The organism is Erwinia phyllosphaerae (assembly GCF_019132875.1).
Taxonomy (GTDB): Bacteria; Pseudomonadota; Gammaproteobacteria; order Enterobacterales; family Enterobacteriaceae; genus Erwinia; species Erwinia phyllosphaerae.
In genome coordinates, this window is sequence record NZ_JAHSPF010000005.1 from 317,300 (window position 1) to 344,231 (window position 26,932).

A 26,932-nucleotide genomic window follows, 5' to 3' on the forward strand; every position below is an offset into this window, starting at 1 on the left:
ACGTCTCGCTACGAAGGCGAGACGTTGTACCTCGAAAGCAAGGCCACAAGATGCGCGGCCTGCCGTTACTCGCTTTACTTCCCGGCCGCAATACGTTCTTTAATGTGCTGCGCGCGAGAGGTGGAGGAAGGGTGAGAATCGAACATAGTGCTGGTGCTGCTGCCTTCCAGCTTCGCCAGCTTTTCAAAACTGGTTTCCAGCCCCAGCGGACTGATACCGCGTTTTTTCAGCAGATCGAAAGAGTAATCGTCGGCCTGTGACTCCTGCTTTTGCGAGAACTGGGCGTTAACCAGTTTTTCGCCCAGCTCGCCCAGCTGCGACTGTGAAAGCGTTGCGGCAACGCCGCCCACGGAGGCGGCAGCAGAGCGTAACGCCGTTGTCCCATACGCAACCTGCATGGCGCGACGCGTATGGCCCAGCGCAACGTGGCCCATCTCGTGGCCCAGTACGCCTTCCACTTCGTTATCGGTCATCATATCCATCAGGCCGCTGTAGACACGGATGCAGCCGTTTGCCATTGCCCATGCGTTAACGTCTTTGGTCAGGTAAACCTTATAGTTAGCCGGTGTGCCGTTAATATTATCGCCAAGCGCGGCCGCAATTTTGTTGAGCCGCTGCGTATAAACGCTGTCGGCTGGCGCGATCTGCGCTTCGCTATCCATCTGTTCACACGACTTTACGCTCAGTTCCTTAACCTGCGCATCGCTGAGCGAAGCGGCCTGGTAAGCCTGGGCGCCTGACTGCATAAGCGCATTGCTGTCAAAATTCTGGCAGCCAGAAAGTGCGGTAGCGACGCAGAGCGCCATAAGTGAGGCGGGTATTTTCATTTTTCCATCCGTTAGATAACAAGGTAATAAAAACAAACACCTGCCAATACAGGCAGGAAAGAAAGAAGGGCTAATGTTAACTTTTCGTGCCTGAATGCATAGTTCTCCTGTCTGAAAAAAGCAAGTATCGCCCTGATTTTTTGCACTTTTCACCATGTACATCCGGCCGCTCTTTCATGTACATTGAGGGTCGTCTTTTGCAGCTTTGCCTGATAACTAATTGATTAAAATAGGTTAAGGACGGCGAAGCCTTTAATCCGACCTGGAGTAGAACATGTCTTCTCGTAAAGAGCTTGCGAACGCCATTCGCGCATTAAGTATGGATGCTGTACAGAAAGCCAAATCCGGCCACCCGGGCGCGCCTATGGGCATGGCGGATATTGCCGAGGTGTTATGGCGTGATTTCCTGAACCATAACCCAACCAACCCGCTGTGGGCCGATCGCGACCGCTTTGTGCTGTCTAACGGTCACGGCTCCATGCTGATTTACAGCCTGCTGCACCTCAGCGGCTACGATCTGCCTGTTGCCGAGCTGGCTAACTTCCGTCAGCTGCACTCTAAAACTCCAGGTCATCCGGAATTCGGCTATACCGCAGGCGTAGAAACCACTACCGGTCCGCTGGGGCAGGGCATCGCTAACGCCGTAGGCATGGCGATTGCCGAGCGCACTCTGGCCGCACAGTTCAACCGTCCGGGCCATAACGTTGTCGATCACCACACCTATGTATTTATGGGTGACGGCTGCATGATGGAAGGTATCTCCCATGAAGTTTGCTCGCTGGCAGGCACGCTGAAGCTGGGCAAACTGGTCGCTTTCTATGACGACAACGGCATCTCTATTGATGGCCATATCGACGGCTGGTTTACCGACGATACCGCACAGCGCTTTGAAGCCTACGGCTGGCACGTGGTGCGCGGTGTAGATGGTCACGATGCAGAAGCTATTCGTAAAGCGGTTGAAGAAGCGAAAGCCGTCAGCGACAAGCCTTCTCTGCTGATGTGCAAAACCGTCATCGGCTTCGGTTCGCCAAACAAAGCGGGCACGCACGATTCCCACGGCGCGCCGCTGGGCGAAGATGAAATTGCACTGACCCGCAAGCAGCTGGGCTGGAACCACGCGCCGTTTGAAATTCCCCAGGATATCTATGCGCAGTGGGATGCCAAAGAAGCGGGCCAGGCAAAAGAAGCGGCATGGAACGAGAAGTTCGCCGCCTACGCCAAAGCTCATCCGGAGCTGGCTCTGGAATTCCAGCGCCGCGTGAAAAACGAGCTGCCGGAAAACTGGCAGGCCGAATCGCAGAAGTTTATCGAGCAGCTGCAGGCTAATCCGGCGAAAATTGCCAGCCGTAAAGCTTCTCAGAATGCGCTGGAAGCCTTTGGCAAGCTGCTGCCGGAATACCTGGGCGGCTCCGCTGACCTGGCCCCGAGCAACCTGACCATGTGGTCCGGCTCTAAGCCAATCAATGAAGATGCGGCAGGCAACTATATCCACTACGGCGTGCGTGAGTTCGGCATGACCGCTATCGCTAACGGTATTACGCTGCACGGCGGTTTCCTGCCTTATACCGCAACTTTCCTGATGTTCGTGGAATATGCGCGTAACGCAGCCCGCATGGCCGCGCTGATGAAAATCCGTCAGGTGATGGTTTACACCCACGACTCTATCGGTCTGGGCGAAGATGGCCCTACGCACCAGCCGGTTGAGCAGCTGGCCAGCCTGCGCGTCACGCCTAACATGAGCGTCTGGCGTCCGTGCGACCAGGTTGAATCTGCCGTTGCGTGGAAATATGCCATTGAACGTCACGATGGCCCAACCGCGCTGATTTTCTCTCGCCAGAACCTGGCGCAGCAGGATCGTGATGCTGAACAGCTGGCTAACGTCGCCCGCGGTGCCTATATCCTGAAAGATTGTGCAGGCACGCCGGACGTGATCCTGATCGCAACCGGTTCTGAAGTTGAGCTGGCGGTTAGCGCATATGAAAAACTGACGGCAGAAGGGCACAAGGCTCGCGTGGTTTCCATGCCTTCTACCGATGCTTTCGACAAGCAGGATGCCACCTACCGTGAAGCCGTGCTGCCAAAAGCGGTTAGCGCGCGCGTAGCTATCGAAGCGGGTATCGCAGACTACTGGTACAAGTATACCGGCCTGAACGGCGCGGTTGTCGGCATGACCACCTTCGGCGAGTCGGCCCCGGCTGAAAAGCTGTTCGAAATCTTCGGCTTTACCGTAGATAACGTGGTTGCCAGGGCAAAAGAGCTGCTGTAACGGCAAAGATTCGCCTGCCCGGCAGGCGGATCTCAAGCTTAAATCGAAAGCGGGTCCGGCAGGTTGCCCCAGGGCGCGAAGCGCGGACGCCGCTTTCACCTTCTGAACGCTACTGTATCGTCTCTCTCAGATGAAAGTCCTGGCTGGGCTGTAGATGCGTTTCAGCAAAATTTTTCACCACGCCGCTCTCTTTTTCCCTGACCTCTTCATAAGGCTTCGACTGGCCGTAGAATTTGCCCAGCTGATTGACCGCCAGCGAATCGCACTCAATGGTGCCGTCCATAAAGCCGTTAGCGTTGATGGCTACCTCACGGCTGTGACACAACCCCTTCAGCTCGCCGCTAATCTCCGTACGCTGCGCCCAGATTTCGCCATCCACGCGGCCATTTTTCTGCACGTACACCGTTTTCTCGGAATTGATTTTGCCGCTTACGCTGCCGTTAACGTGAATATCGCCTACCGCGTTAATCTCTCCCACGATGGTACAGGTTTCCGGAATAGTCGCGGTGTTGGTATTGGCGTTGGCGTTAAGACTGGCGGCGTTAACTATCGTTGCGGCAGAAACGCTCTCTTCAAAATCGTCGTCCGGCGGTAAGGCACGTCCATTATCAAAAGAGGCGTGGGTTGATTGTGCGGTGGGGTGGTAACCGCTCTCTTTACGTTTAAACATCATTATTTCCTTATTTAACGTGAGTTTCCTGAATGCAAGAAAGGTGATAACCGCAGAAGCCGCAGTCATCAGCAAGCCCCAATACTGGCGAACCAGCATCAGCGTGGTTCCCCAGCTCAGCGCATAAATAATCAATGCCGAAGCCCAGATTATCCAGACATACCAAAGCAGGTTGTAGTTCATAGACCGGTCTACAAATGACCAGAAAAAGGACGCCAGCGCTGTCCTGCGCCCGCCGCACCCTTACACGGCGTATCGCCAGCGTTTCCCTCCTGGAAACGGTTATCAGAGTAAAAAAACAGGTTACTAAACTGCGTAAGTAAGAAAAGTCCGTCAATAGTGTCGCCGATTGGTTATTTTTACGTTACCAGCAGTAAAAGCTACTGTACTACCAACCGTCACTAAATCGGTCTGTTTTTTATGCAGAAACTCACTTAAATGTGATGCAGGTCAGATTTTTAAGCTGACGATTGATCTGGCGCATTCCAATTATTCCGCATTGTCTTTATTGTAGCTGAACCGTTTCAACAAGCCTGATGGCAGGCACATTACCGCCATAACCGCAGGCTAAGAACGTAAAAATTCCCTGTACAAACGTGAACGTCTGGCTCAGGCTAACGCCCCGGTTTTACACTGAATCTGGATGCAGGAGTGATATGACGGTTCGTATTGCCATAAACGGTTTTGGACGCATCGGGCGCAACGTACTACGTGCGCTTTACGAAAGCGGACGCCGCGCTGAGATTACCGTCGTGGCGGTCAATGAGCTGGCGGAAGCGGCCGGCATGGCGCATCTGTTGAAGTATGATACCAGTCACGGGCGCTTTGCCTGGGACGTGCGCCAGGAGCGCGATCTGCTGTGGGTAGGCGAAGACCCGATCCGTATTCTGCATCGCGCCGCTATCGCCGACCTGCCCTGGCAGGAGCTGAACGTGGATGTCGTGCTGGACTGCACCGGCGTCTGGGGCAGCCGCGAAGACGGTGAAGCACATCTTGCCGCCGGTGCCAAAAAAGTCCTGTTCTCGCATCCTGGCGGCCACGATCTCGATGCCACCGTGGTTTATGGCGTAAATGAGAAAGAACTAAAGCCCGACGACCGAATTGTGTCAAACGCCTCCTGCACCACCAACTGTATTATTCCTGTTATCAAACTGTTAGATGATGCCTTTGGTATTGAGTCGGGAACGGTAACCACTATCCATTCGGCCATGCACGATCAGCAGGTTATCGACGCTTACCATACCGATCTGCGACGGACTCGCGCCGCCAGCCAGTCGATTATTCCAGTGGACACCCGACTTGCTGCCGGTATTACGCGTATTTTTCCGAAATTTAACGACCGTTTTGAAGCGATAGCGGTGCGCGTACCCACGATCAACGTGACGGCGATTGACTTAAGCGTCAGCGTACGCTCGGCGGTAAAAGCCTGTGAAGTCAACGCGCTGCTGCGAAACGCCTCAGAAAAAACATTTAGTGGTATAGTTGACTATACGGAATTACCGTTAGTCTCCATCGATTTTAACCACGATCCGCACAGTGCCATTGTGGACGGCACGCAAACGCGGGTCAGCGGTCAGCACCTGATCAAAACGCTGGTCTGGTGCGACAACGAATGGGGCTTTGCTAACCGGATGATCGATACCACGTTAGCAATGGCCGCCAGCGGCTTCAGCCAGGGCGCGGATTGCGCCTTTAAAATTTAGAGAATCAACGAGAGGACTCACCATGTCTGTAATTAAAATGACTGATTTGGATCTTGCCGGGAAACGCGTACTGATTCGTTCCGATTTAAACGTGCCGGTGAAAGAGGGCAAAGTGACCTCTGACGCACGTATCCGTGCTTCACTGCCTACCATTGAAGCCGCGCTGAAACAGGGTGCGAAAGTAATGGTTACTTCTCACCTGGGCCGTCCGACCGAAGGCGAATACAACGAAGAGTTCTCTCTGCTGCCGGTAGTCAACTACCTGAAAGAGAAGCTTTCTTCGCCGGTGCGTCTGGAAAAAGATTATCTGGACGGCGTTGAAGTGGCAGAAGGTGAGCTGGTCGTACTGGAAAACGTCCGTTTCAATAAAGGCGAGAAAAAGGACGATGAGGCGCTCTCTAAAAAATATGCCGCGCTGTGCGATGTTTATATAATGGATGCTTTCGGCACCGCGCACCGTGCTCAGGCTTCTACCCACGGCGTAGGTAAATATGCACCGGTAGCCTGTGCTGGCCCGCTGTTGGCTAACGAGCTGGAAGCGCTGGGCAAAGCACTGAAAGAGCCTGCACGCCCAATGGTCGCCGTGGTAGGTGGTTCTAAAGTTTCCACTAAATTTGACGTGCTGAACTCGCTGGTAAAAATCGCTGATACCGTGATCGTTGGCGGCGGCATCGCCAATACCTTTGTGGCTATCGACAATAAAGTGGGCAAGTCTCTGTACGAGCCAGATTTTGTTGATGCGGCGAAAAAACTGCGCGACGAATTTAAAATTCCGGTGCCAACCGACTCCCGCGTCGGCACGGAATTCTCTGAAACTGCGCCTTCTACCGTGAAGAAAGTGACGGAAGTACAGGATAACGAAGAGATCATGGACTTCGGTGACGAAACCGCTCAGGCAATGGCTAAGTTGTTGAAAGAAGCCAAAACCATTCTGTGGAATGGCCCGGTCGGCGTGTTTGAGTTCCCGAATTTCCGCAAAGGCACCGAAATCGTGGCGAAAGCCATTGCCGACAGCGACGCATTCTCTATCGCAGGCGGCGGTGATACGCTGGCGGCGATCGACCTCTTCGGCATTGAAGATAAAATCTCCTATATCTCTACCGGCGGCGGCGCTTTCCTGGAGTTCGTGGAAGGTAAAACCCTGCCAGCGGTTGCCATGCTGGAAGAGCGTGCGAAACAGTAACCTCTGTGGCGGAGGGCTGCCTCCGTCAAAATGATTTGCCCAATCAGGCGCAAAATCTTTACTACGGCCGACGAAACAGGACAAAAAACATGTCTAAAATTTTTGATTTCGTAAAACCAGGCGTTGTCACCGGTGATGACGTACAGAAAATCTTTCAAGTCGCAAAAGAGAACAAGTTCGCACTGCCAGCGGTAAACTGCGTCGGCACCGACTCCATTAACGCCGTTCTGGAAACTGCCGCGAAGGTCAAAGCGCCGGTTATCATCCAGTTCTCTAACGGCGGCGCGGCCTTTATTGCCGGTAAAGGCCTGAAATCCGACAAGCCACAGGCCGCAGCCATCCTGGGCGCAATCTCTGGCGCACATCACGTGCATCAGATGGCAGAACACTATGGCGTGCCGGTTATCCTGCATACCGACCACTGTGCTAAAAAACTGCTGCCGTGGATCGACGGTCTGCTGGACGCGGGCGAAGCGCACTTCGAGAAAACCGGTAAGCCGCTGTTCTCTTCCCACATGATCGACCTTTCCGAAGAGTCGCTGGAAGAAAACATCGAAATCAGCAGCAAGTACCTGGCGCGCATGGCGAAAATCAACATGACGCTGGAAATCGAGCTGGGCTGCACCGGTGGTGAAGAAGACGGCGTGGACAACAGCCACATGGACGCTTCTGCGCTGTATACCCAGCCGGAAGACGTTGACTACGCTTATGAGAAACTGAACGCTATCAGCCCACGCTTCACCATTGCTGCCTCTTTCGGCAACGTGCACGGCGTATACAAGCCGGGTAACGTGAAGCTGACCCCGACCATTCTGCGTGATTCACAGGCCTATGTGACTAAAAAACATAACCTGCCGCATAATGCGCTGGACTTCGTTTTCCACGGTGGTTCCGGTTCTTCTGCCGCTGAGATTGAGGAATCAATCAGCTATGGCGTGATCAAAATGAACATCGATACCGATACCCAATGGGCAACCTGGGACGGTATTCTGCAGTACTACAAAAAGAACGAAGGCTATCTGCAGGCGCAGCTGGGTAACCCGGAAGGCGCAGACAAACCAAACAAGAAATATTACGATCCGCGCGTATGGCTGCGTTCCGCTCAGACTTCTATGATTACTCGTCTGGAACAGGCGTTTAAAGAACTGAATGCGGTAGACGTGCTGTAAGCGGCTGTATCTGTTATTAAAGGCTCCCTGGTGGAGCCTTTTTTATGCGTTCTCTCTTACCCCTCACATCATATTTTAACGATGTTATAAAACGTGCCTCCGTTATCCCCGCTGACCGTTTTTAAACCTTGCAAAAAGCACGGTTAAAATAGCGTTATGCGCGTAACAAATTATTAATTTGCCTCGTTATTTGGCACCCGCCGCGATTTTTGGTTACGCTTGGGGTTTGGGATGCTGGCATTCACTGGCAATCAATAACTGCTTACTTCCCGTCGGGGAACAACAACAGGATAAGCATATGGAAGATTTGAACGTAGTTGACGGCGTCAACCGTGCCGGCAGCTGGCTGGTACATAACCAGGCGCTGCTGCTGAGCTATGCGGTAAATATCGTCGCGGCCATTATCATTCTGATTATCGGTTCAATCGTGGCGCGCATTATCGCCAGAACGCTAAACAAAGTACTGCGCGCTCGTCATATCGACGCCACCGTCGCGGATTTCCTTTCAGCGCTGGTGCGCTATGGCGTTATCGCTTTTACGCTAATTGCCGCACTGGGACGCGTTGGCGTGCAAACGGCATCGGTCATCGCCGTACTGGGTGCCGCCGGTTTAGCCGTGGGCCTGGCCCTGCAAGGTTCGCTGTCTAACCTGGCGGCTGGCGTACTGCTGGTCACCTTCCGTCCGTTCCGTACCGGTGACTTTATCGATATCGGTATTATGGGAACGGTGCAGCAGGTGCAGATTTTCTCTACCACGCTGAAGTCTTCAGACGGTAAAACCGTGGTGGTGCCAAACGGAAAAATCATTGCCGGTAACATCGTTAACTTCTCGCGCGAACCGGTTCGCCGTAATGAGTTTATCATTGGCGTTTCGTACGACGCTGACGTTGACCAGGTGTTAAAGCTGCTGCGTGAGGTTGTGGATGCGGATCCGCGCGTATTGCAGGACATGGGCGTGCAGATTGGCCTGAACGAGCTGGCGGCTTCTTCTGTTAACTACGTTGTACGCTGCTGGAGTAACGCGGGCGATCTGCAAAACGTTTACTGGGATCTGATGAAAAACTTCAAGCGCACGCTGGATGCAAACAACATCGGTATTCCTTATCCGCAAATGGACGTTCATCTTCATCAGGATAAAAGCGCTGAAGCAAAAAGCGAATCAGCGCCAGCCGCAGCGCGTGCACCAGTGCACGCCGAGTAACAGCATCATGGTCAGGCCTGCGCGGCAGTAAAAAACCATCGCGCAGGCAGCAAAAGGATTCTTTGCAGCAGCAATCTGAAGGCGAACATTGGTTCGCCTTTTCTCTGTTCTTCTGTATTAGTTTTACTGATATATCATAAGATTTTTCCATTTCCTCTAATGTTACTGCCGCTATACACTCGCCGCCAGTCACGATTATTTGAGGAATTACCATGTTTTCCGTCTTCTTTCAGGGCATGGCGCTGGGCGCTGCGCTAATCCTGCCGCTCGGGCCGCAAAATGCCTTTGTGATGAACCAGGGCGTACGCCGTCACTACCATCTGATGACCGCCGGACTCTGCACTCTGAGCGACATCCTGCTGATTTGCGGAGGCGTATTTGGTGGTAGCGCGCTGCTGACGCATTCCACGCTGCTGTTGAATCTGGTTACCTGGGGCGGCGTGCTCTTCCTGCTCTGGTACGGTTGGGGGGCGTTACGTACCGCAACAAGCGGCAATATTGAGCTGGCTTCCAGCAGCGCAATGAAGCAAAGCCGCTGGCGTATTATTGCCACCTTGCTGGCCGTCACCTGGCTTAATCCTCATGTTTACCTGGATACCTTTGTCGTATTAGGCAGCCTGGGCGGCCAGCTTCCGGCTGATGCGCGTAAGTGGTTCGCTCTTGGTTCGGCCAGCGCTTCGCTTATCTGGTTTTTTGGCCTGGCGCTGCTGGCCGCCTGGCTTGCGCCGCGTCTCAATACCACCAAAGCCCAGCGTATTATTAACCTGCTGGTGGGGCTGGTAATGTGGGGCATTGCGCTAAAGCTGGCGCTACAGGCGACAGGTTTCTGATAAAACAGAACTCACTCCAGGAATTGCGGTCATAGTCTGGCAGGTATAATCGCACTAAGATGCGTGCTGATGGAACACGTTGCTGAAGCTGGCGCGCTGCATAAAGGCCAGCTTCTTTTAAGATGATTGAAGTCCCATGGAGGAATCCTTTGAAGCTGACTAAACTGGCTCTGGCCGCCCTGATTTTTGCCTCTCCTTTGGCTGCTGTTGCCGATGAATTGCCTAACGGCCCGCACGTTGTGACTTCCGGACAGGCGAGCGTTGACGCTACGCCAGATATCGCCACGCTGGCTATCGAAGTGGGCGTTTCTTCTAAAGATGCTTCGGAAGCTAAAAAGCAGGCCGACAGCCGCGTCGCCCAGTATTTTGACTTCCTGCAAAAAAACGGCATTGATAAAAAAGATATCAATGCGGCTAATCTGCGCACGCAGCCCGAATATGACTATCTGAAAGACGGCAAGTCGGAGTTGAAAGGCTACCGGGCGATACGTCAGGTGCAGGTTACGCTGCGCCAGCTGGATAAGCTGAACGAGCTGCTGGACGGCGCGCTTAAATCGGGTCTGAATGAGATCCGCTCGGTGGAGCTGGGCGTCTCTAATCCTGACAGCTACCGTGATAAGGCCCGTCAGGCCGCTATCGATAACGCTATCCAGCAGGCTGGCGCACTGGCGAAAGGCTTTAATGCCCAGCTGGGGCCGGTTTACAGCATCCGCTATCATGTTGCGAACTATCAGCCAATGCCTATGGCGCGGATGTTTAAAACTGCCGACGCCGCACCGATGAGTTCCGCCGCGCAGACCTACGAGCAGCAAAGCATTCACTTTGACGATCAGGTGGATGTGGTCTTTGAGCTACAGCGTAAGCAGTAGTTTTTCGTTTGAAAAGAACGTCCGGTAACGGCTCACCGGACGTTTTCCCGTCCTGTTTTATGCCGGCAAGGTGCGGCGACCGCTGCCCGATAGCAAACTTATGTCCCCTGGCGCAGCACGCGGTGTCCGTGCGCAATCAATGCATCGGTAACTTTACGCATTAAGCGGCTTTCCGGGGCAAAACGATGCCAGTAAAGCATACGGCGCTGAAACAGCCCTGGCGTCAGGTCAATCAGTTCGCCTTCCGCCAGTTCACGTTCAATTTGCAAATGCGGGATCATACAGCAGGTGGTGCCCTGACGAGCCAGCTGCACAAAGGCCTCTGACGAGTTGACGATATGGCAAGGCACGCTGCCCGGCGACAGATCGAAATTCTGCTGTAAAAACGCCTGGTGCATATCATCAAGGTGGTCAAAAGCGACCGCAGGCGCTTTCAGCAGCGCAGAACGGGTGACGCCGTTCGGGAAATACCGTGCCGCAAACTCTTTGGAACCCACAAACAAATAATCCAGCGCGCCCAGCTGATCGACCAGACAGCTTGGTAGCGGCTGCGGCTGGATACTGACCGCGCCAACCACTTCGCCACGGCGTAACCGTTCCTGGGTGCGGGTTTCGTCTTCAACCTGTAGGTTCAGACGTACCGGTGAGTCGCTCAAAACGGTTTTCAACGCGGGCAGAAGCCAGGTTGCCAGGCTGTCGGCGTTGACCGCCAGCGACAGCAGCAATGGCGTGGTGCCGCTGTGTTCATCACCCAGCCACTCCTCTTCCAGTAGTTCGACCTGATGCAGGAGTGCCAGCAGTTTTTGCCCCTGTTCCGTCGGGCGCGGCGGCACCGTGCGCACCAGCAACGGCTGGCCGAACATGTTTTCCAGCTGCTTAATACGCTGCGAAACCGCAGATTGCGTAATACAAAGTTTCTGTGCCGCGCGTTCAAAGCCGCGCTCGCGAATCACTGCATCCAGCGCCTGAAGCGTTCGATAGTCCGGGCGTTTCATTGTTGTTTTAGCTCTCTTTCAGGTGTGGAATCTGCACTATGCCATATTTTTGTCATTTTGCCCTGTGCTTAAGCGTGCTGGTTTTGCGGCATCTCTTCCATACTCGCAACAAATGCCGCTACGGAGCGGTTTTTTCGGCGAGGGTTGTTTTATACTATCGCCACACAGTAGCTGCACGGATTCTAAACTTACCATGACGCAGGATGAACTGAAAAAAGCCGTTGGCTGGGCCGCGTTAAAATACGTCAAGCGCGGGACGATTGTTGGCGTGGGCACCGGTTCGACCGCCGCCCATTTTATTGACGCGCTGGGCACCATTAAGCACGACATCGAAGGCGCGGTTTCCAGTTCGGAAGCCTCTACGCTCAGGTTGAAAAGCCTGGGTATCCCGGTTTTCGACCTGAACGAAGTCGATTCACTGTCGGTCTATGTCGACGGCGCCGACGAGATCAACGGCGCAATGCAGATGATCAAGGGCGGTGGAGCAGCGCTGACTCGCGAGAAGATTATTGCTGCCGTGGCCGACACGTTTGTCTGCATTGCGGATGAGTCCAAACAGGTCGACGTGCTGGGTAAGTTCCCGCTGCCGGTTGAGGTTATCCCGATGGCGCGTAGCTTTGTCGCGCGTGAACTGGTTAAGCTGGGCGGCCTGCCGGAGTATCGTCAGCACGTGGTCACCGATAACGGTAACGTCATCCTTGATGTGCATAACCTGAAAATTCTGGATGCGGTTGCGCTGGAAAAGGCCATCAACGCGCTGCCTGGCGTCGTAACGGTAGGTCTGTTTGCCACGCGTGCGGCGGATATTGCGCTAATTGGCACCGCCGACGGTGTGAAAACCCTGCAAGGTTGATTAAGGTCGACAGCGTAAAAACGCGCTCGGGCTGACAGGCATTGCTGGCGGCCCAAAACTCTGCCGGACAGGCGTTGCTGGTTGCATGAAAGCTCGCCGGACAGGCGTTGTTGGTGGCGTAAAAGCTCTGCCGGACAGGCGTTGCTGGTGGCGTAAAAGCTCTGCCGGACAGGCATTGCTGACAGCCCAAAACTCTGCCGGACAGGCATGGCAGGTGGGTTACAAAACTCGTCAGGCTGACAGAAGCCGCTGGCGGCGCAATGCAGCCATAGAAAAACGATCTTATGGTCGTGCAGGCCGCGGTGATTATTTTTTGATAAAAAACAACTTTTCTTTCGCAGGCTGAATTTAGTGACATATATCACGGAATCGATCGCAACAGTGCGATCCTGCTAATGAAGGTCTACGCATCGTGATTATCTGTCGATTTGTACCGAGGCTTTCCCGTAGCATGCTGGAGTGCAGGCAATCGTTTGTATTGCCGCGCGCCGAAATTTTGATATTTTGACAGAAGGCTGGCTTATTACCGTAATAAACCAGCCACTTCTGAAGTCTGCTGAATAGGGTCGGGAAATGGCAAAAGTATCACTGGAGAAAGACAAGATTAAGTTCCTGCTGGTCGAAGGCGTGCACCAGAGCGCGATTGATAATCTTCGGGCATCGGGCTATACCAATATCGAATTTCACAAGGGCGCGCTGGACAGCGAGACGCTGAAAGAGGCGATTCGCGATGCGCACTTTATCGGGATCCGTTCGCGTACCAACCTGACCGAAGAAATTTTCGCTGCGGCGGAAAAACTGGTCGCGGTGGGCTGCTTCTGTATCGGCACCAACCAGGTCGATCTGAAAGCGGCAGAAAAACGCGGGATTCCGGTATTTAACGCGCCTTTCTCCAATACCCGATCCGTGGCAGAACTGGTTATCGGCGAGCTGCTGCTGATGCTGCGCGGCGTACCGGCAGCCAACGCTAAAGCGCACCGTGGCATCTGGAACAAGCTGGCGGTAGGTTCTTACGAAGCACGCGGTAAAAAGCTGGGTATCATTGGCTATGGCCACATCGGTATGCAGCTTGGCGTGCTGGCGGAAAGCCTGGGCATGCACGTTTTCTTTTACGATATTGAAAGCAAGCTGCCGCTGGGCAACGCCACGCAGGTTCGCTATCTGTCAGAACTGCTGAATATGAGCGACGTGGTCAGCCTGCACGTGCCGGAAACCGCTTCTACCCAGAATATGATGGGTGCAGAAGAGCTGGCGATGATGAAGCCTGGCTCGCTGCTGATTAACGCTTCTCGCGGCACCGTGGTTGATATCCCGGCGCTGTGCAAAGTGCTGGCGGATAAACACCTGGCCGGTGCGGCGATTGACGTTTTCCCTGAGGAACCGGCCACCAATGCCGATCCGTTTAACTCACCGCTGTGCGAGTTCGATAACGTCATCCTGACGCCGCATATCGGCGGCTCGACGCAGGAAGCGCAGGAAAACATCGGTATTGAAGTAGCAGGCAAGCTGGCGAAATATTCCGATAACGGTTCTACGCTGTCCGCCGTTAACTTCCCGGAAGTGTCGCTGCCGATGCATGGCGATCAGAGCCGTCTGCTGCACACCCACGAAAACCGTCCTGGCGTACTGACCGCTATCAACAAAATTTTTGCCGAGCAGGGCATCAACATTGCCGCTCAGTATCTGCAAACTACGCCGCAAATGGGCTATGTGGTCATTGATATCGACGCGCCGCAGGACGTCGCCAATACCGCGCTACAGCTGATGAAGGCTATCCCCGGCACCATCCGCGCTCGTCTGCTTTACTGATTGAAAAAAGCGTCCCGCATGGCGGGGCGCTTTTCTTTTTCTGCCGCTTAATGTCATAAGCGCGTTACGGCTTTCTCACCACTGCCAGAGTTTTGAAGGCGTCACAATCGCAGGCAGCGGCACGTCCCATTCCGCCACCGGCAGCTTTTCAACCTGCTGGCAGTCGTGCGCCAGGCCAACCGGCAATACGCCATGCTGCTGCCAGTTCTGTAGCGTACGATCGTAAAAACCGCCGCCCATCCCCAGACGCTGCCCATGCTTGTCAAAGGCCACCAGCGGCACCATCATCACATCCAGCTCGTCCAGCGTGGCGAGATTGCGAATATCCAGCGGCGGTTCAGGAATGCGTAGCCGGTTGGGTTTTAGCGGCGTGTCGACGTCATAGCGCAAAAACAGGAGCTGGCCGCGAGAAAAGGGATGCAGTACCGGCAGATAAACTGCCTGCTTGTGCTGCCAGAGTTTGGCAATAAGCGGCCGGGTATTCAGTTCGCCGTCAAAAGACAGGAATAGCGCAATTTTGCGGGCTTGCTGGATGGGCTGGAAATTGAGCGCGTGCTCGGCAACCTGAGTGGCGGCCAGCTGCTGCTGTTCGGGCGTTAAACCGCGCCGTAAGTGACGAACGTGGGTGCGAATATCCTGGCGATCGAGAAGGCTAAGGCTCATCGGTTTCACCGTGTCAAAAACAGACGAAAGAGGGGTAATATAACCAGAAAGCACGGGTAAAGCTTACCGGTAAAAAGAAGGGAATCTCCGAGATGCCGCCGCAGGCTGTAACCCTTGAACCCTTGGTTCAAGGTGAGTGTACCGTCATAACCGTCAGGCTTCTCGGACGGACCGAGCATGCACACAGGTTACAGAGCGCCACACTCTGTTTGGTATGAAATATCGGCTCAGGGGACTGGCCCGCTTGCAAACATCTCAGAGAATTTTTTACTTCACCGTTACTCTACCACAGATAACGCTGACGTGTTATTCGAATTGCGTTCCGGTTCTTTCCGTAATGCGACCTTGTTCAAGCAACGCCTGCTCAATGGTCTGCTGTAACATTCGGATACGCTGTTCCATATTACTGGCATAATCCCGAGTCTTCATTTTTTCCTGCGCCAACTCGTGGCAGATGTTCAACGCAGCAATGAATACCAGCTGTTCGGTATTGGTGACTCTAGTGCGAACTTTAAGATCTTGCAACCGTTGATTAAGGTCTTCGGCGGCCAGATTCAGCGCATCTTGCTGTTCAGGCGGACAATTCACTCTTAAGGAACGGCCAAAAATTTGAATATCTACGGGCTGTGCAGACATAAAACCATCCTGACTGATTACTTCGCCGGTAATCTCCCTTGCCGCTCAATGGCTTGGGAGGGGCGCAACTATATCTACCCCTGGCAGAAGAAACAACCCCTTTCTGGAATCAAAGAGGCACCTGGTGGTAGCATAACATGAACTTAACCAGCCAACGATGACCAAAACCTATGTCACTATCAAACACAATGCCGGGCTATGACGCGCTGGCTTCAGCACTGACGCAGCAGGGGGTAGGAATGACCCCCGCTGAAATGCATGGCCTGATCAGCGGAATTCTCTGCGGCGGCAACAAGGATAGTAGCTGGCAGGCTCTGGTTTACGATCTTACCAATGAAGGAATGGCGTTCTCGCAGACGCTGGCTCAGCCGCTGGCGCAGCTGCATCAGGGCATTGGCGATACGCTGGAAGACGAGGGCTTCCTGTTCCAGCTTTATCTGCCGGAAGATGACGACATCACCGTTTTCGATCGCGCCGATGCGCTGGCAGGCTGGGTAAACCACTTTCTGCTTGGCCTGGGCGTATCGCAGCCTAAGCTTGATAAGGTGAAAGGCGAAACTGGCGAAGCGATTGACGATCTGCGTACTATCGCCCAGCTCGGCTATGATGAAGATGAAGACCAGGAAGAGCTGGAACAGTCGCTGGAAGAGGTGATTGAGTATGTGCGCGTAGCCGCGCTGCTCTGCCATGAGACCTTTACCCATACCGCGCCGACAGCGGTGGAAGTGAAAAAACCGACTCTGCACTAAGCGACCACCCGCATTCAGGAGAAGCTGATGACACAGCAAGAGTTTGTGCGCCGTCGCCAGGCGCTGCTGGCAAAAATGGTACCGGCCAGCGCGGCAGTCATTTTTGCCGCGCCGGAAGCGACACGCAGCAACGACAGTGAGTATCCTTATCGTCAAAACAGCGATTTCTGGTACTTCACCGGCTTTAACGAGCCGGAAGCGGTGCTGGTGCTGATTAAAAGCGCGGAAAACCACAGCCACAGCGTGCTGTTTAACCGCGTCCGCGATCTCACCGCAGAGGTCTGGTTTGGCCGTCGTCTGGGCCAGGATGCCGCGCCGGAAAAGCTCTCTGTCAATCGCGCATTGCCTTACGACGCTATCAGCGAGCAGCTTCCCCAGCTGCTGAACGGCCTGGATGTGGTTTATCACGCGCAGGGACTGTTTGCCGAAGCCGACGCGCTGTTATTCGGCGCGCTGGAAAAGCTGCGTCGCGGCGCTCGTCAAAATCTGTCGGCACCGGCAACGCTAATCGACTGGCGCCCCTGGGTGCACGAAATGCGGCTGTTTAAATCGCCGGAAGAGCTGGCTGTCCTGCGTGAAGCCGGACGCATCAGCGCGCTGGCGCACACGCGGGCGATGCAGCAGTGCCGCCCCGGCATGTTTGAATATCAGCTTGAAGGCGAAATTCAGCATGAATTCAATCGCCACGGCGCACGCTTTCCCTCCTACAACACCATTGTGGGGTCCGGGGAGAACGGCTGCATCCTGCACTACACCGAAAACGAATCCAGAATGCGCGACGGCGATCTGGTGCTGATTGACGCAGGCTGCGAGCTGAAAGGCTACGCGGGCGATATCTCACGCACCTTTCCGGTAAACGGAAAGTTTACTGCTCCTCAACGCGCGGTTTATGACATCGTGCTGGCTTCGCTTTATCGGGCGCTGGCGCTGTTTCGTCCGGGCACCAGCATCCGTGAAGTCAATGCAGAGGTCGTACGGATCATGGTCACGGGCCTGGTTGAGCTGGGCGTGATGAAAGGGGATGTCGATACGCTGATTGCGGAACAGGCGCACCGGCAGTTTTATATGCACGGCCTGAGCCACTGGCTGGGGCTGGACGTACACGACGTCGGCTTCTACGGTAACGAGCGCGATCGCAAGCTGGAGCCAGGCATGGTATTAACCGTGGAGCCGGGGCTTTATATCGCGCCGGATGCGGATGTGCCGGTAGAATACCGCGGTATCGGCATTCGTATCGAAGATGACATTGTTATCACCAAAGACGGTAACGAAAACCTCACCGACAGCGTAATCAAAGAGGCGGATGAGATTGAGGCCCTGATGGCGGCGGCTAACACACAATGAGCATTATTATTGCAGGAGGCGGCATGGCGGGCGCCACGCTGGCGCTGGCAATTTCCCATCTAACCCGTGGGAAGCTGGCCGTCACGCTGGTTGAAGCGAGGGAGCCTGCATCCAGGATGCATCCCGGCTACGATGGTCGGGCGATCGCGCTGGCTGACGGCACCTGCCAGCAGCTAGCGGCAATTAATCTCTGGCCCGCCATTAAAGCCTGCGCCACGCCGATTACGCATGTTCACGTCAGCGATCGCGGCCACGCCAGTTTTGTTTCGCTGGATGCCGAAGACTATGGCATTCCCGCGCTGGGCCAGGTCGTAGAGCTACACGATATGGGCCAGCGGCTGTTTGCGCTGCTGCAAAAGGCGCCAGGCGTGCGCATTGTCTGCCCGGCGAAGGTTGCCAGCGTCGAGCGCAGCCAGCAGCAGGTCAGCGTGATGCTGGATAACGGCGAATCGCTGTCGGCACAGCTTCTGGTGGCCGCCGACGGTTCCCGTTCGGCCGTCGCCGCGTCGTGCGGCATACAGTGGCAGGCTCAGGACTATCAGCAGATCGCCGTTATCGCTAACGTTTCAACTTCGCAGCCGCATCTGGGCCGGGCATTTGAACGTTTTACCGAGCACGGCCCGCTGGCGCTGCTGCCGATGTCGCAAGGGCGCAGCTCGCTGGTCTGGTGTCATCCGCTGGCGCAAAAAGAGCGCGTTGACGGCTGGAGCGACAGCCAGTTCCTGCACGAACTTCAGCGGGCCTTTGGCTGGCGGCTGGGGCGGATTACCCACGTGGGGCAGCGCCATAGCTATCCACTGACGCTGCAATCCGCCTCGCAGCATGTTTCACATCGTCTTGCCCTGGTGGGGAACGCCGCACAAACGCTGCATCCGATTGCCGGCCAGGGCTTTAATTTAGGCATCCGTGACGTTATGTCGCTGGCGGAGAACGTAGCGGCGGCCTGGCGGGCGCAGCAGGACGTCGGTAGCTACAGCGTACTGCAGCAGTATCAGCAGCGCCGCCAGCCGGATGCCCTTACTACTATCGGGATAACCGACAGTCTGGTCAGGCTGTTTGCTAACCGCTACACGCCGCTGGTTCTGGGGCGAAATCTGGGCCTGATGGTGATGGATTCGCTGCCGCTGGTGCGTAATTTGCTGGCCGAGCGCACGTTGGGCTGGGTCGAGCGTTAAGGAGAAAGCAGTGATGCAAACCTATGATGTTATTGTTGCCGGAGGCGGCATGGTTGGCCTGACCGTCGCCTGCGGATTACAGGGCAGCGGCCTGAAGGTTGCCGTGCTGGAGCGGGAAACGCCACGGGCAGAGGAGAAGGACGTCGCGCCTGCGCTGCGGGTTTCGGCTATCAATGCCGCCAGCGAGCGTCTGCTGCAGCACCTTGGCGTCTGGAGCGCCATCCTGGGCCGCCGAGCCAGCGCTTATCACGGCATGGAAGTCTGGGATCGCGACAGCTTCGGGCGTATTGAGTTTGATGACGGTCAGCAGGGGCTGACGCATCTGGGACATATCGTGGAAAACACGGTGATCCACCAGGCGCTCTGGCAGAAAGCCAGCGAATCCAGCGATATCACACTAATTTCGCCTGCCGGGTTGCAACAGGTTGCCTTTGGCGACAACGAAGCTTTCGTTACCCTGAGCGACGGTACCATGATGACGGCGCGCCTGCTGGTGGCGGCCGATGGGGCAAACTCCTGGCTGCGTAACAAAGCGGATATTCCCCTGACGTTCTGGGATTACGACCATCATGCGCTGGTCGCTAACATCCGTACTGACCAGCCGCACGATGCCGTTGCGCGCCAGGTTTTTCACGGTGAAGGCATTCTGGCGTTCCTGCCGCTCAGCGACCCGCATCTTTGCTCAATTGTCTGGTCGCTACCGCCGCAGGAAGCGACACGCCTGCAATCGATGCCGGAAGAGGTTTTCAACCAGCAGCTGTCCGTGGCCTTTGATATGCGCCTGGGGCTGTGCAAGCTTGAAAGCGAACGTAAAACGTTTCCGCTGATGGGCCGCTACGCACGCAACTTTGCGGCGCATCGTCTGGCGCTGGTTGGCGATGCCGCCCACACTATTCATCCGCTGGCGGGTCAGGGCGTTAATCTGGGCTTTATGGACGCCGCCGAGCTGATTGGCGAAGTTAAGCGTCTGCATCAGCAGGGTAAGGACATTGGCCAGCATCTTTATCTCAGGCGCTACGAGCGCAGCCGCAAACACAGTGCGGCCGTGATGCTCGCCAGCATGCAGGGCTTTCGCGAGCTGTTTAAGGGAAATAACCCGGCGAAAAAGCTGCTGCGTGATATCGGTCTGAGCCTGGCCGATAACCTGCCTGGCGTGAAGCCGCGTCTGTTAAAGCAGGCGATGGGGCTAAACGACCTGCCGGAGTGGCTACGCTAGCTGTAGCCAGCCGGTGCCGCTAACAGCAGGCTATGCTGCTGGCGGCAAACCCTCTTTACGTCCTTTCTCTTTTACCTGCATTTTCTGACAGCACGAGAGCGGCATGGCCCTTCAGGCCACGCCGTCCGTAGCGCTTTTACCGAACGGCTGACGTGCTTCAGGCTCATCTGTATCCGGGAAGATTTCGGTTTTTTCATTACGGTGGTGCATCGCGCCCTAAAGCCGTGCTTCGTTTGAAAAATTCTAATTTAGCCACTCTCATCGCATTACTTTTTTTTATCCATTATGAAAATTCACAAAGCAGATTTTTATCCAGGTTCTCTATAAACCTTACTTTTATGCTGATTATATGGCTAATTAATAACAAATGAGCTGATATATTCGCCACGATCTGGTTTAAATCTCTACGCGTGCCTTAGCGTAAAAAAAGCGGCACGGATCGCCATCCCCGGTTTAACTTATGGTTAACGGCCGCTTTCGGTGATAAGTTCGCAGGCAGAGATATCGTTTGCGCCAGGCCGTTAGCGACTGGAGCAGAGACCGGATAACTTGCCTGAAGGAATGATATGACTCAGCAAACACCTTTGTTCGAACAGCATCAGGCCTGCGGCGCGCGCATGGTGGACTTTCATGACTGGATGATGCCGCTGCACTACGGCTCACAGATGGATGAACACCACGCGGTACGCGGCAAAGCCGGTATGTTTGACGTTTCGCACATGACCATTGTCGATTTACACGGCGTCCGCACTCGCGAGTTTCTGCGCTATCTGCTTGCCAACGACGTTGCCAAACTTACCCAGCCGGGCAAGGCCCTTTATACCGCCATGCTTAACGCGTCGGCTGGCGTAATTGACGATCTGATTGTTTACTTTATGACCGAGGACTATTTCCGGCTGGTGGTGAATTCCGCCACCAGAGAAAAAGATCTCGCATGGATCGAGCAGCAGGCTGAATCCTTTAGCGTAACGCTAACGGAGCGTAACGATCTGGCGCTTATCGCCGTTCAGGGGCCGGAAGCGCAGGCGATAGTGCAAACGCTGCTTGACGATTCCCAGCGCCAGGCCGTCAGCGGCATGAAACCGTTTTTTGGCGTCCAGGCGGGCGAGCTGTTTATCGCCACGACGGGCTACACGGGCGAGGCCGGCTATGAAATTGCGCTGGCCAACGAGCAGGCTGCGGATCTCTGGCAGAAGCTGCTGGCGGCAGGCGTAAAACCGGCGGGACTGGGTGCCCGCGATACGCTTCGCCTGGAAGCCGGGATGAATTTATACGGCCAGGAGATGGATGAGGGTGTCTCGCCGCTGGCCGCCAACATGGGCTGGACGATAGCCTGGCAGCCAGCCGACCGCGATTTTATTGGCCGCGAAGCGCTGGAAGTTCAGCGAGAAAAAGGCACGGAACAGCTGGTCGGCCTGGTGATGACGGAAAAAGGCGTGCTGCGCAACGGCCTGCCGGTGCGCTTTATCGATGCTGCCGGAAACCTGCAGGAAGGCGTCATTACCAGCGGCTCTTTTTCACCCACCTTAGGCTACAGCATCGCGCTGGCCCGCGTACCAGGAGGCATTGGCGAGCAGGCGATTGTACAGATCCGCAACCGTGAAATGCCGGTCAAAGTCACTAAACCCGTTTTCGTTCGCGCCGGTAAGCCGGTGGTGTAAAAAAGCAGCGTCTCGCGGTGCATAATAATTCAGGAGAAAGAGCGATGAGCAACGTGCCAAACGAATTGAAATACCGTGAAAGCCACGAGTGGGTGCGTAAAGAAGCCGACGGCACCTATACCGTGGGGATCACCGAACATGCGCAGGAACTGCTGGGCGACATGGTTTTCGTCGATCTGCCGGACATCGGCAGCACCTACAGTCAGGGGGATGACTGTGCGGTAGCCGAATCGGTCAAGGCCGCTTCGGATATCTATGCGCCTCTCAGTGGTGAAATCGTCGAGGTTAACAGCGCGCTGGATGGTGAGCCGGAGCTGGTCAACAGCGCACCCTATGCAGAAGGCTGGCTGTTCCGCCTTAAGGCCAGCGATGACAGCGAGCTGGATCGGCTGATGGATGCGGACGCATACAAAACCAGCATCGACGAGTAAACCGACACCTTTACCGGCAGGAGGCTCACCGCCTCCTTCACGCCTTTGCCCGATTCAGGATTTACCGCTAATGACTACTCTCAGCCAGCTTGAACATACCGGCGCTTTTATCGAACGCCATATCGGCCCGTCACCAGCGCAGCAGGAAGCAATGCTAAACGCTGTCGGCGCAGCTTCTCTTTCTGACCTGATCGCCGCCATTGTTCCGGCGGATATTCAGCTGCCGGGCGCGCCAGCCATTGGCGATGCCGCCACGGAGCATCAGGCGCTTGCCGAGCTGAAGGCGATTGCCAGCCGCAATCTGCGCTATAAATCCTGTATCGGCATGGGCTATACGCCGGTGTTGACGCCGCCCGTCATCCTGCGCAACATGCTGGAAAATCCCGGCTGGTACACCGCCTATACCCCTTACCAGCCTGAAGTTTCCCAGGGCCGTCTGGAAGCGCTACTGAATTTCCAGCAGGTCACGCTGGATTTAACCGGGCTGGATATCGCTTCCGCCTCGCTGCTGGATGAGGCGACCGCCGCCGCTGAAGCGATGGCGATGGCAAAGCGCATCAGCAAGCTGAAAAACGCCAACCGCTTTTTTGTCGCCGAAGATATTCATCCGCAAACGCTGGACGTGGTGCGCACGCGCGCGGAAACGTTTGGCTTTGAAGTGCTGGTAGGCCAGGCGGAAAAAGCACTGGAGCAGGAAGATCTGTTTGGCGTTCTGCTTCAGCAGGTTGGTACGACGGGTGAAGTCCATGACTACACCACACTTATCGGCGAGCTGAAGGCGCGCAAAGTTTTGGTCAGCGTGGCTGCGGATTTTATGTCGCTGGTACTGTTGGAAGCGCCGGGCAAGCAGGGCGCGGATATCGTTTTTGGTTCAGCACAGCGCTTTGGCGTTCCTATGGGCTACGGCGGGCCGCATGCGGCTTTCTTTGCCGCGCGTGATGAATATAAACGTTCGATGCCGGGCCGCATTATCGGCGTATCGCGGGATGCCGCAGGTAATACGGCACTGCGTATGGCGATGCAGACGCGCGAACAGCATATCCGCCGTGAAAAGGCGAATTCCAATATCTGTACTTCACAGGTGCTGTTAGCCAATATCGCCAGCCTTTACGCCGTTTTTCACGGCCCACACGGCCTGAAGCGCATCGCTTCCCGTATTCATCGCCTGACCGACATTCTTGCCGCCGGGCTGCAAAAGGGCGGGCTGACGCTGCGCCATCAAAGCTGGTTCGACACGCTGACCGTTGAGGTTGCCGATAAGGCCGCCGTGCTGGACAGGGCGCTGAGCTTTGGCATCAATCTGCGCGGCGATATCGACAATGCAGTAGGCATCACGCTGGATGAAACCACGCTGCGTGAAGACGTGGCGGCGCTGTTTTCCGTGCTACTGGGTGAAAATCACGGGCAGGATATTGATGAGCTGGACAAAGCCGTTGTTGAAGGCGTCTCCGTGCCTGCCGCTATGCTGCGTAAAGATGCCATCCTGAGCCATCCGGTTTTTAACCGCTATCACAGCGAAACCGAAATGATGCGTTATATGCACAGCCTGGAGCGGAAAGATTTGGCGCTGAACCAGGCGATGATCCCGCTCGGCTCCTGCACTATGAAGCTTAACGCGGCGGCAGAAATGATCCCCATTACCTGGCCAGAATTTGCCGAGCTGCATCCCTTCTGTCCGGTCGATCAGGCAGCGGGCTATTTGCAGATGATCGGCCAGCTGTCGCAATGGCTGGTGCAGCTAACCGGCTACGATGCGCTGTGCATGCAGCCGAACTCTGGCGCGCAGGGCGAATATGCCGGTTTACTGGCTATTCGGCGCTATCACGAAAGCCGCAATGAAGGCGGTCGGCATATTTGCCTGATCCCCAGTTCGGCACACGGCACCAATCCTGCCTCCGCGCAGATGGCCGGTATGGCAGTAGTCGTGGTCGCCTGTGACAAACAAGGCAATATCGATCTGCACGATTTACGGCTGAAGGCGGAGCAGGCTGGCGACGCGCTGTCCTGCATTATGGTGACCTATCCGTCCACGCACGGCGTATATGAAGAAACTATCCGCGAAGTTTGCCAGATCGTTCATCAGTACGGCGGCCAGGTTTATCTGGACGGGGCCAATATGAACGCGCAGGTTGGCATTACCACGCCTGGCTATATTGGCGCGGATGTTTCGCATCTTAATCTGCATAAAACTTTCTGTATTCCGCACGGCGGCGGCGGGCCGGGCATGGGGCCGATTGGCGTGAAAGCGCATCTGGCACCTTTTGTGCCGGGCCACAGCGTGGTGCAGCTTGATGAGGTGCTGACGCAGCAGGGTGCCGTTTCTGCCGCGCCGTTTGGCAGCGCTTCTATCCTGCCAATCAGCTGGATGTATATCCGCATGATGGGTGCAGAAGGGTTAAAACAGGCCAGCTCGGTGGCGATTTTAAACGCTAACTATATCGCTACGCGGCTGAAGTCGGCTTATCCCATTCTCTATACCGGCCGCGACGATCGCGTGGCGCACGAATGTATTCTGGATATTCGTCCGCTGAAAGAGCAAACCGGTATCAGCGAGTTGGATATCGCCAAGCGTTTGATTGATTACGGTTTTCACGCGCCGACCATGTCTTTCCCGGTAGCCGGAACGCTGATGGTGGAGCCAACAGAATCGGAAAGCAAAGTCGAGCTGGATCGCTTTATCGATGCCATGCTGGCTATCCGCATGGAGATCGACCGCGTGGCCGAAGGCGAATGGCCAGCGGACGACAACCCGCTGGTTAACGCGCCGCATACGCAAAAAGAGCTTGTCGGCGAATGGGCGCATCCTTATACGCGTGAGCTGGCGGTGTTCCCGGCAGGCAGCGATAATAAATACTGGCCAACCGTAAAACGTCTGGACGATGTTTACGGCGATCGAAATCTGTTTTGCTCCTGTCTGCCAATGAGCGAATATGAGTAAGGCAGCGCGTTGCTGGCTGATTTCATTATAAAATCAGAGCACGCTTCAGGTTTATCCTCACGTTAAGGGCACTCAGGTGCCCTTTGTCATATTCGGGCCATCTCAGGAGAGTAAAAGTGAAAACGGCTTTAGTGACCGGCGGCAGCCGGGGGATTGGGCGTGCAACGGCCCTACTGCTGGCCGATCAAGGCTATCAGGTTGCGGTGAACTACCACCAGCGCAAAGCAGCAGCGGAAGAAGTTGTTGCGCTAATCCACCAGCGGGGAGGCAAAGCTTTCAGCATTCAGGCAGACATTGCGAATGAAGCTCAGGTTGTTGCCATGTTTGAGCTGCTTGATGAGCAGGGCGCTCGCCTGCATGCGCTGGTTAACAATGCCGGTATTCTCTTTCGCCAGGCCAGCGTCGAAGAGCTTAGCGCAGAACGAATTAATCGTGTTTTTGCGACCAATATTACCGGCACTTTTCTCTGTTGTCGGGAGGCGGTAAAGCGGATGAGCCAGCAGCATGGAGGGCAAGGCGGGGCGATAGTCAATGTTTCCTCTGCCGCCGCCAGGACGGGAGCGCCTTATGAATATGTCGACTACGCCGCTTCGAAAGGCGCAGTGGATACGTTGACTAAAGGGCTGTCGCTTGAAGTGGCGGCGCACGGAATTCGGGTTAACGGCGTACGGCCGGGATTTATTTATACTGATATGCACGCTGACGGCGGCGAGCCGGGCAGGGTAAATCGCGTTGCGCCAGCTATTCCCATGCGGCGCGGGGGTCAGCCGGAAGAGATAGCCCGGGCAATTTACTGGCTGCTGAGCGACGAAGCTTCTTATATTACCGGCACTATTATTGACGCAGCAGGTGGTCGTTAACGCTGTTACAACGCACGCTGCTTAAGCTAACAAGCTGTTTTAATTTATTTAAAAACGGTTACAGGCCTTCACACTTTATTTAAGCTTACACTTGTACACTGAAATCGCTCTCGACTAAGCTAAACGTGCGCATTTTCGGACGGGCCGGTAAAGACAGCGAACAGAATTTGTGCGCCTTATCCAGCCCGTCTTTTCGCTTCACATTAGGGAGAGGACAACTATGGCTAATAAAAGGCTGGAGGGCTACTCGGTAGCCGAAGAAATAGCCAACAGCATCAGCCACGGTATCGGGTTTATCTTCGGTATTGTGGGCCTGGTGCTTTTGCTGTCGCAGGCGATGGATATGCAGGCAAACGCCATCGCTATTACCAGCTATAGCCTGTATGGCGGCAGCATGATCCTGCTGTTTCTGGCTTCCACCCTTTATCACGCGATCCCCCATCCGCGTGCGAAATACTGGCTGAAAAAGCTGGACCACTGCGCTATTTACCTGCTGATAGCCGGTACCTATACGCCTTTCCTGCTGGTGGGCCTGAAATCGCCGCTGGCGCACGGTCTGATGGTGGTGATCTGGAGCCTGGCGCTGGCTGGCGTGCTGTTTAAGCTGGCGTTTGTGCATCGCTTCGAAGCGCTGTCGGTGACAACCTACCTGCTGATGGGCTGGCTGTCGCTGGTGGTGATTTATCAGCTGGCGATCAAACTGTCGGCGGGGGGCGTCTGGCTACTGGCGGCGGGCGGGATTATCTATTCGCTGGGCGTTATTTTTTACGTCTCGAAGCGCATTCCCTATAACCACGCTATCTGGCACGGCTTTGTGCTTGGCGGCAGCATTTGCCACTTTCTGGCAATTTACTTCTACGTTTCATAAAAAAGGGGCCGGATGG

The 26,932-nt window shown here is 55.2% G+C and carries 23 protein-coding genes and 1 other RNA gene; 18 read left to right on the forward strand and 6 right to left on the reverse strand.

The features are described 5' to 3' along the window. Window positions 1–74: 74 nt before the first annotated feature. Window positions 75–827, reverse strand: a complete 753-nt coding sequence (loiP, locus tag KUE00_RS11620) for a metalloprotease LoiP (protein WP_246760047.1) — start codon at window positions 825–827, stop codon at window positions 75–77. A 274-nt stretch (window positions 828–1,101) separates the two neighbouring features. Between loiP and tkt the strand changes: the two genes are divergently transcribed. Continuing rightward, window positions 1,102–3,093: a transketolase gene (gene tkt, locus KUE00_RS11625; RefSeq protein ID WP_246760048.1), complete on the forward strand. Its 1,992-nt coding sequence runs from the start codon at window positions 1,102–1,104 to the stop codon at window positions 3,091–3,093. A 109-nt stretch (window positions 3,094–3,202) separates the two neighbouring features. Here tkt and KUE00_RS11630 read toward each other — a convergent pair whose 3' ends face one another. Beyond that, window positions 3,203–3,946 (reverse strand): bactofilin family protein, encoded by a 744-nt coding sequence (locus KUE00_RS11630; RefSeq protein ID WP_246760049.1) that lies wholly within the window; start codon window positions 3,944–3,946, stop codon window positions 3,203–3,205. A gap of 473 nt (window positions 3,947–4,419) precedes the next feature. Here KUE00_RS11630 and epd point away from each other — a divergent pair, with 473 nt between their 5' ends. From epd to KUE00_RS11660, 6 genes are all read left to right on the forward strand, one after another. After that, a complete protein-coding gene (gene epd, locus KUE00_RS11635; protein ID WP_246760050.1) occupies window positions 4,420–5,466 on the forward strand; it encodes an erythrose-4-phosphate dehydrogenase in 1,047 nt (348 codons plus the stop codon). A gap of 22 nt (window positions 5,467–5,488) precedes the next feature. Next, window positions 5,489–6,649, forward strand: coding sequence for a phosphoglycerate kinase (gene pgk, locus KUE00_RS11640; RefSeq protein WP_246760051.1), 1,161 nt, complete (start codon window positions 5,489–5,491; stop codon window positions 6,647–6,649). Window positions 6,650–6,738: 89 nt separating this feature from the next. Further along, on the forward strand, window positions 6,739–7,818 hold the full coding sequence (gene fbaA / locus KUE00_RS11645; RefSeq protein ID WP_246760052.1) for a class II fructose-bisphosphate aldolase: 1,080 nt from the start codon (window positions 6,739–6,741) through the stop codon (window positions 7,816–7,818). 298 nt (window positions 7,819–8,116) lie between these two features. Then, window positions 8,117–9,019: a small-conductance mechanosensitive channel MscS gene (mscS, locus tag KUE00_RS11650; RefSeq protein ID WP_246760053.1), complete on the forward strand. Its 903-nt coding sequence runs from the start codon at window positions 8,117–8,119 to the stop codon at window positions 9,017–9,019. Between the two features lie 212 nt (window positions 9,020–9,231). Then, window positions 9,232–9,849 carry an arginine exporter ArgO gene (gene argO / locus KUE00_RS11655; RefSeq protein ID WP_246760054.1) on the forward strand — a complete coding sequence of 206 codons (618 nt, stop codon included), beginning with the start codon at window positions 9,232–9,234 and terminating at the stop codon, window positions 9,847–9,849. 149 nt (window positions 9,850–9,998) lie between these two features. Beyond that, on the forward strand, window positions 9,999–10,718 hold the full coding sequence (locus KUE00_RS11660; RefSeq protein ID WP_246760055.1) for an oxidative stress defense protein: 720 nt from the start codon (window positions 9,999–10,001) through the stop codon (window positions 10,716–10,718). A 98-nt stretch (window positions 10,719–10,816) separates the two neighbouring features. Here KUE00_RS11660 and KUE00_RS11665 read toward each other — a convergent pair whose 3' ends face one another. Further along, on the reverse strand, window positions 10,817–11,713 hold the full coding sequence (locus KUE00_RS11665; protein WP_246760056.1) for a LysR family transcriptional regulator ArgP: 897 nt from the start codon (window positions 11,711–11,713) through the stop codon (window positions 10,817–10,819). 193 nt (window positions 11,714–11,906) lie between these two features. On the opposite strand from KUE00_RS11665, the gene rpiA reads away from it, so the two are divergent. Together rpiA and serA are read left to right on the forward strand one after the other, a co-directional pair. Next, window positions 11,907–12,566, forward strand: a complete 660-nt coding sequence (gene rpiA, locus KUE00_RS11670) for a ribose-5-phosphate isomerase RpiA (RefSeq protein WP_246760057.1) — start codon at window positions 11,907–11,909, stop codon at window positions 12,564–12,566. Window positions 12,567–13,139: 573 nt separating this feature from the next. Continuing rightward, complete coding sequence (gene serA / locus KUE00_RS11675) at window positions 13,140–14,375, forward strand: phosphoglycerate dehydrogenase (RefSeq protein ID WP_246760058.1); 1,236 nt, start codon at window positions 13,140–13,142, stop codon at window positions 14,373–14,375. A 75-nt stretch (window positions 14,376–14,450) separates the two neighbouring features. On the opposite strand, the gene KUE00_RS11680 is transcribed toward serA, so the two are convergent. From KUE00_RS11680 to zapA, 3 genes are all read right to left on the reverse strand, one after another. Then, a complete protein-coding gene (locus KUE00_RS11680) occupies window positions 14,451–15,038 on the reverse strand; it encodes a 5-formyltetrahydrofolate cyclo-ligase (protein WP_246760059.1) in 588 nt (195 codons plus the stop codon). An 80-nt stretch (window positions 15,039–15,118) separates the two neighbouring features. Next, a non-coding RNA gene (ssrS, locus tag KUE00_RS11685) (6S RNA) lies at window positions 15,119–15,303 on the reverse strand. 41 nt (window positions 15,304–15,344) lie between these two features. Continuing rightward, window positions 15,345–15,674, reverse strand: a complete 330-nt coding sequence (zapA, locus tag KUE00_RS11690; protein WP_125287340.1) for a cell division protein ZapA — start codon at window positions 15,672–15,674, stop codon at window positions 15,345–15,347. A 170-nt stretch (window positions 15,675–15,844) separates the two neighbouring features. Here zapA and KUE00_RS11695 point away from each other — a divergent pair, with 170 nt between their 5' ends. The 9 genes from KUE00_RS11695 to trhA all read left to right on the forward strand — a co-directional run bounded on the left by KUE00_RS11695 (window position 15,845) and on the right by trhA (window position 26,916). Continuing rightward, window positions 15,845–16,423 carry a YecA/YgfB family protein gene (locus KUE00_RS11695; RefSeq protein WP_246760060.1) on the forward strand — a complete coding sequence of 193 codons (579 nt, stop codon included), beginning with the start codon at window positions 15,845–15,847 and terminating at the stop codon, window positions 16,421–16,423. A 27-nt stretch (window positions 16,424–16,450) separates the two neighbouring features. Continuing rightward, window positions 16,451–17,767 carry a Xaa-Pro aminopeptidase gene (gene pepP / locus KUE00_RS11700; protein WP_246760061.1) on the forward strand — a complete coding sequence of 439 codons (1,317 nt, stop codon included), beginning with the start codon at window positions 16,451–16,453 and terminating at the stop codon, window positions 17,765–17,767. Next, entirely contained in the window at window positions 17,764–18,942 is a 1,179-nt protein-coding gene (ubiH, locus tag KUE00_RS11705; RefSeq protein ID WP_246760062.1) for a 2-octaprenyl-6-methoxyphenyl hydroxylase, read from the forward strand. The genes pepP and ubiH overlap by 4 nt, the downstream gene beginning before the upstream one ends. A 13-nt stretch (window positions 18,943–18,955) precedes the next feature. Beyond that, window positions 18,956–20,158 carry an FAD-dependent 2-octaprenylphenol hydroxylase gene (ubiI, locus tag KUE00_RS11710; protein ID WP_246760063.1) on the forward strand — a complete coding sequence of 401 codons (1,203 nt, stop codon included), beginning with the start codon at window positions 18,956–18,958 and terminating at the stop codon, window positions 20,156–20,158. Window positions 20,159–20,724: 566 nt separating this feature from the next. Next, on the forward strand, window positions 20,725–21,819 hold the full coding sequence (gene gcvT / locus KUE00_RS11715) for a glycine cleavage system aminomethyltransferase GcvT (RefSeq protein WP_246760064.1): 1,095 nt from the start codon (window positions 20,725–20,727) through the stop codon (window positions 21,817–21,819). 44 nt (window positions 21,820–21,863) lie between these two features. Continuing rightward, complete coding sequence (gene gcvH, locus KUE00_RS11720; protein ID WP_246760065.1) at window positions 21,864–22,250, forward strand: glycine cleavage system protein GcvH; 387 nt, start codon at window positions 21,864–21,866, stop codon at window positions 22,248–22,250. A gap of 70 nt (window positions 22,251–22,320) precedes the next feature. After that, the gene (gcvP, locus tag KUE00_RS11725) at window positions 22,321–25,188 is read left to right on the forward strand and encodes an aminomethyl-transferring glycine dehydrogenase (protein WP_246760066.1); all 2,868 of its coding nucleotides are present in this window, start codon (window positions 22,321–22,323) and stop codon (window positions 25,186–25,188) included. A 116-nt stretch (window positions 25,189–25,304) separates the two neighbouring features. Further along, window positions 25,305–26,048, forward strand: coding sequence for an SDR family oxidoreductase (locus tag KUE00_RS11730; protein ID WP_246760067.1), 744 nt, complete (start codon window positions 25,305–25,307; stop codon window positions 26,046–26,048). Window positions 26,049–26,268: 220 nt separating this feature from the next. Continuing rightward, window positions 26,269–26,916 carry a PAQR family membrane homeostasis protein TrhA gene (gene trhA / locus KUE00_RS11735; protein WP_246760068.1) on the forward strand — a complete coding sequence of 216 codons (648 nt, stop codon included), beginning with the start codon at window positions 26,269–26,271 and terminating at the stop codon, window positions 26,914–26,916. Window positions 26,917–26,932 lie beyond the last annotated feature (16 nt).

Excerpts from the sequence above, each read along its gene's own strand:
- loiP (WP_246760047.1), bottom strand. The coding sequence starts at position 827 with ATGAAAATACCCGCCTCACTTATGGCGCTCTGCGTCGCTACCGCACTT.
- tkt (WP_246760048.1), top strand. The coding sequence starts at position 1,102 with ATGTCTTCTCGTAAAGAGCTTGCGAACGCCATTCGCGCATTAAGTATG.
- KUE00_RS11630 (WP_246760049.1), bottom strand. The coding sequence starts at position 3,946 with ATGAACTACAACCTGCTTTGGTATGTCTGGATAATCTGGGCTTCGGCA.
- epd (WP_246760050.1), top strand. The coding sequence starts at position 4,420 with ATGACGGTTCGTATTGCCATAAACGGTTTTGGACGCATCGGGCGCAAC.
- pgk (WP_246760051.1), top strand. The coding sequence starts at position 5,489 with ATGTCTGTAATTAAAATGACTGATTTGGATCTTGCCGGGAAACGCGTA.
- fbaA (WP_246760052.1), top strand. The coding sequence starts at position 6,739 with ATGTCTAAAATTTTTGATTTCGTAAAACCAGGCGTTGTCACCGGTGAT.
- mscS (WP_246760053.1), top strand. The coding sequence starts at position 8,117 with ATGGAAGATTTGAACGTAGTTGACGGCGTCAACCGTGCCGGCAGCTGG.
- argO (WP_246760054.1), top strand. The coding sequence starts at position 9,232 with ATGTTTTCCGTCTTCTTTCAGGGCATGGCGCTGGGCGCTGCGCTAATC.
- KUE00_RS11665 (WP_246760056.1), bottom strand. The coding sequence starts at position 11,713 with ATGAAACGCCCGGACTATCGAACGCTTCAGGCGCTGGATGCAGTGATT.
- rpiA (WP_246760057.1), top strand. The coding sequence starts at position 11,907 with ATGACGCAGGATGAACTGAAAAAAGCCGTTGGCTGGGCCGCGTTAAAA.
- serA (WP_246760058.1), top strand. The coding sequence starts at position 13,140 with ATGGCAAAAGTATCACTGGAGAAAGACAAGATTAAGTTCCTGCTGGTC.
- KUE00_RS11680 (WP_246760059.1), bottom strand. The coding sequence starts at position 15,038 with ATGAGCCTTAGCCTTCTCGATCGCCAGGATATTCGCACCCACGTTCGT.
- zapA (WP_125287340.1), bottom strand. The coding sequence starts at position 15,674 with ATGTCTGCACAGCCCGTAGATATTCAAATTTTTGGCCGTTCCTTAAGA.
- KUE00_RS11695 (WP_246760060.1), top strand. The coding sequence starts at position 15,845 with ATGTCACTATCAAACACAATGCCGGGCTATGACGCGCTGGCTTCAGCA.
- pepP (WP_246760061.1), top strand. The coding sequence starts at position 16,451 with ATGACACAGCAAGAGTTTGTGCGCCGTCGCCAGGCGCTGCTGGCAAAA.
- ubiH (WP_246760062.1), top strand. The coding sequence starts at position 17,764 with ATGAGCATTATTATTGCAGGAGGCGGCATGGCGGGCGCCACGCTGGCG.
- ubiI (WP_246760063.1), top strand. The coding sequence starts at position 18,956 with ATGCAAACCTATGATGTTATTGTTGCCGGAGGCGGCATGGTTGGCCTG.
- gcvT (WP_246760064.1), top strand. The coding sequence starts at position 20,725 with ATGACTCAGCAAACACCTTTGTTCGAACAGCATCAGGCCTGCGGCGCG.
- gcvH (WP_246760065.1), top strand. The coding sequence starts at position 21,864 with ATGAGCAACGTGCCAAACGAATTGAAATACCGTGAAAGCCACGAGTGG.
- gcvP (WP_246760066.1), top strand. The coding sequence starts at position 22,321 with ATGACTACTCTCAGCCAGCTTGAACATACCGGCGCTTTTATCGAACGC.
- trhA (WP_246760068.1), top strand. The coding sequence starts at position 26,269 with ATGGCTAATAAAAGGCTGGAGGGCTACTCGGTAGCCGAAGAAATAGCC.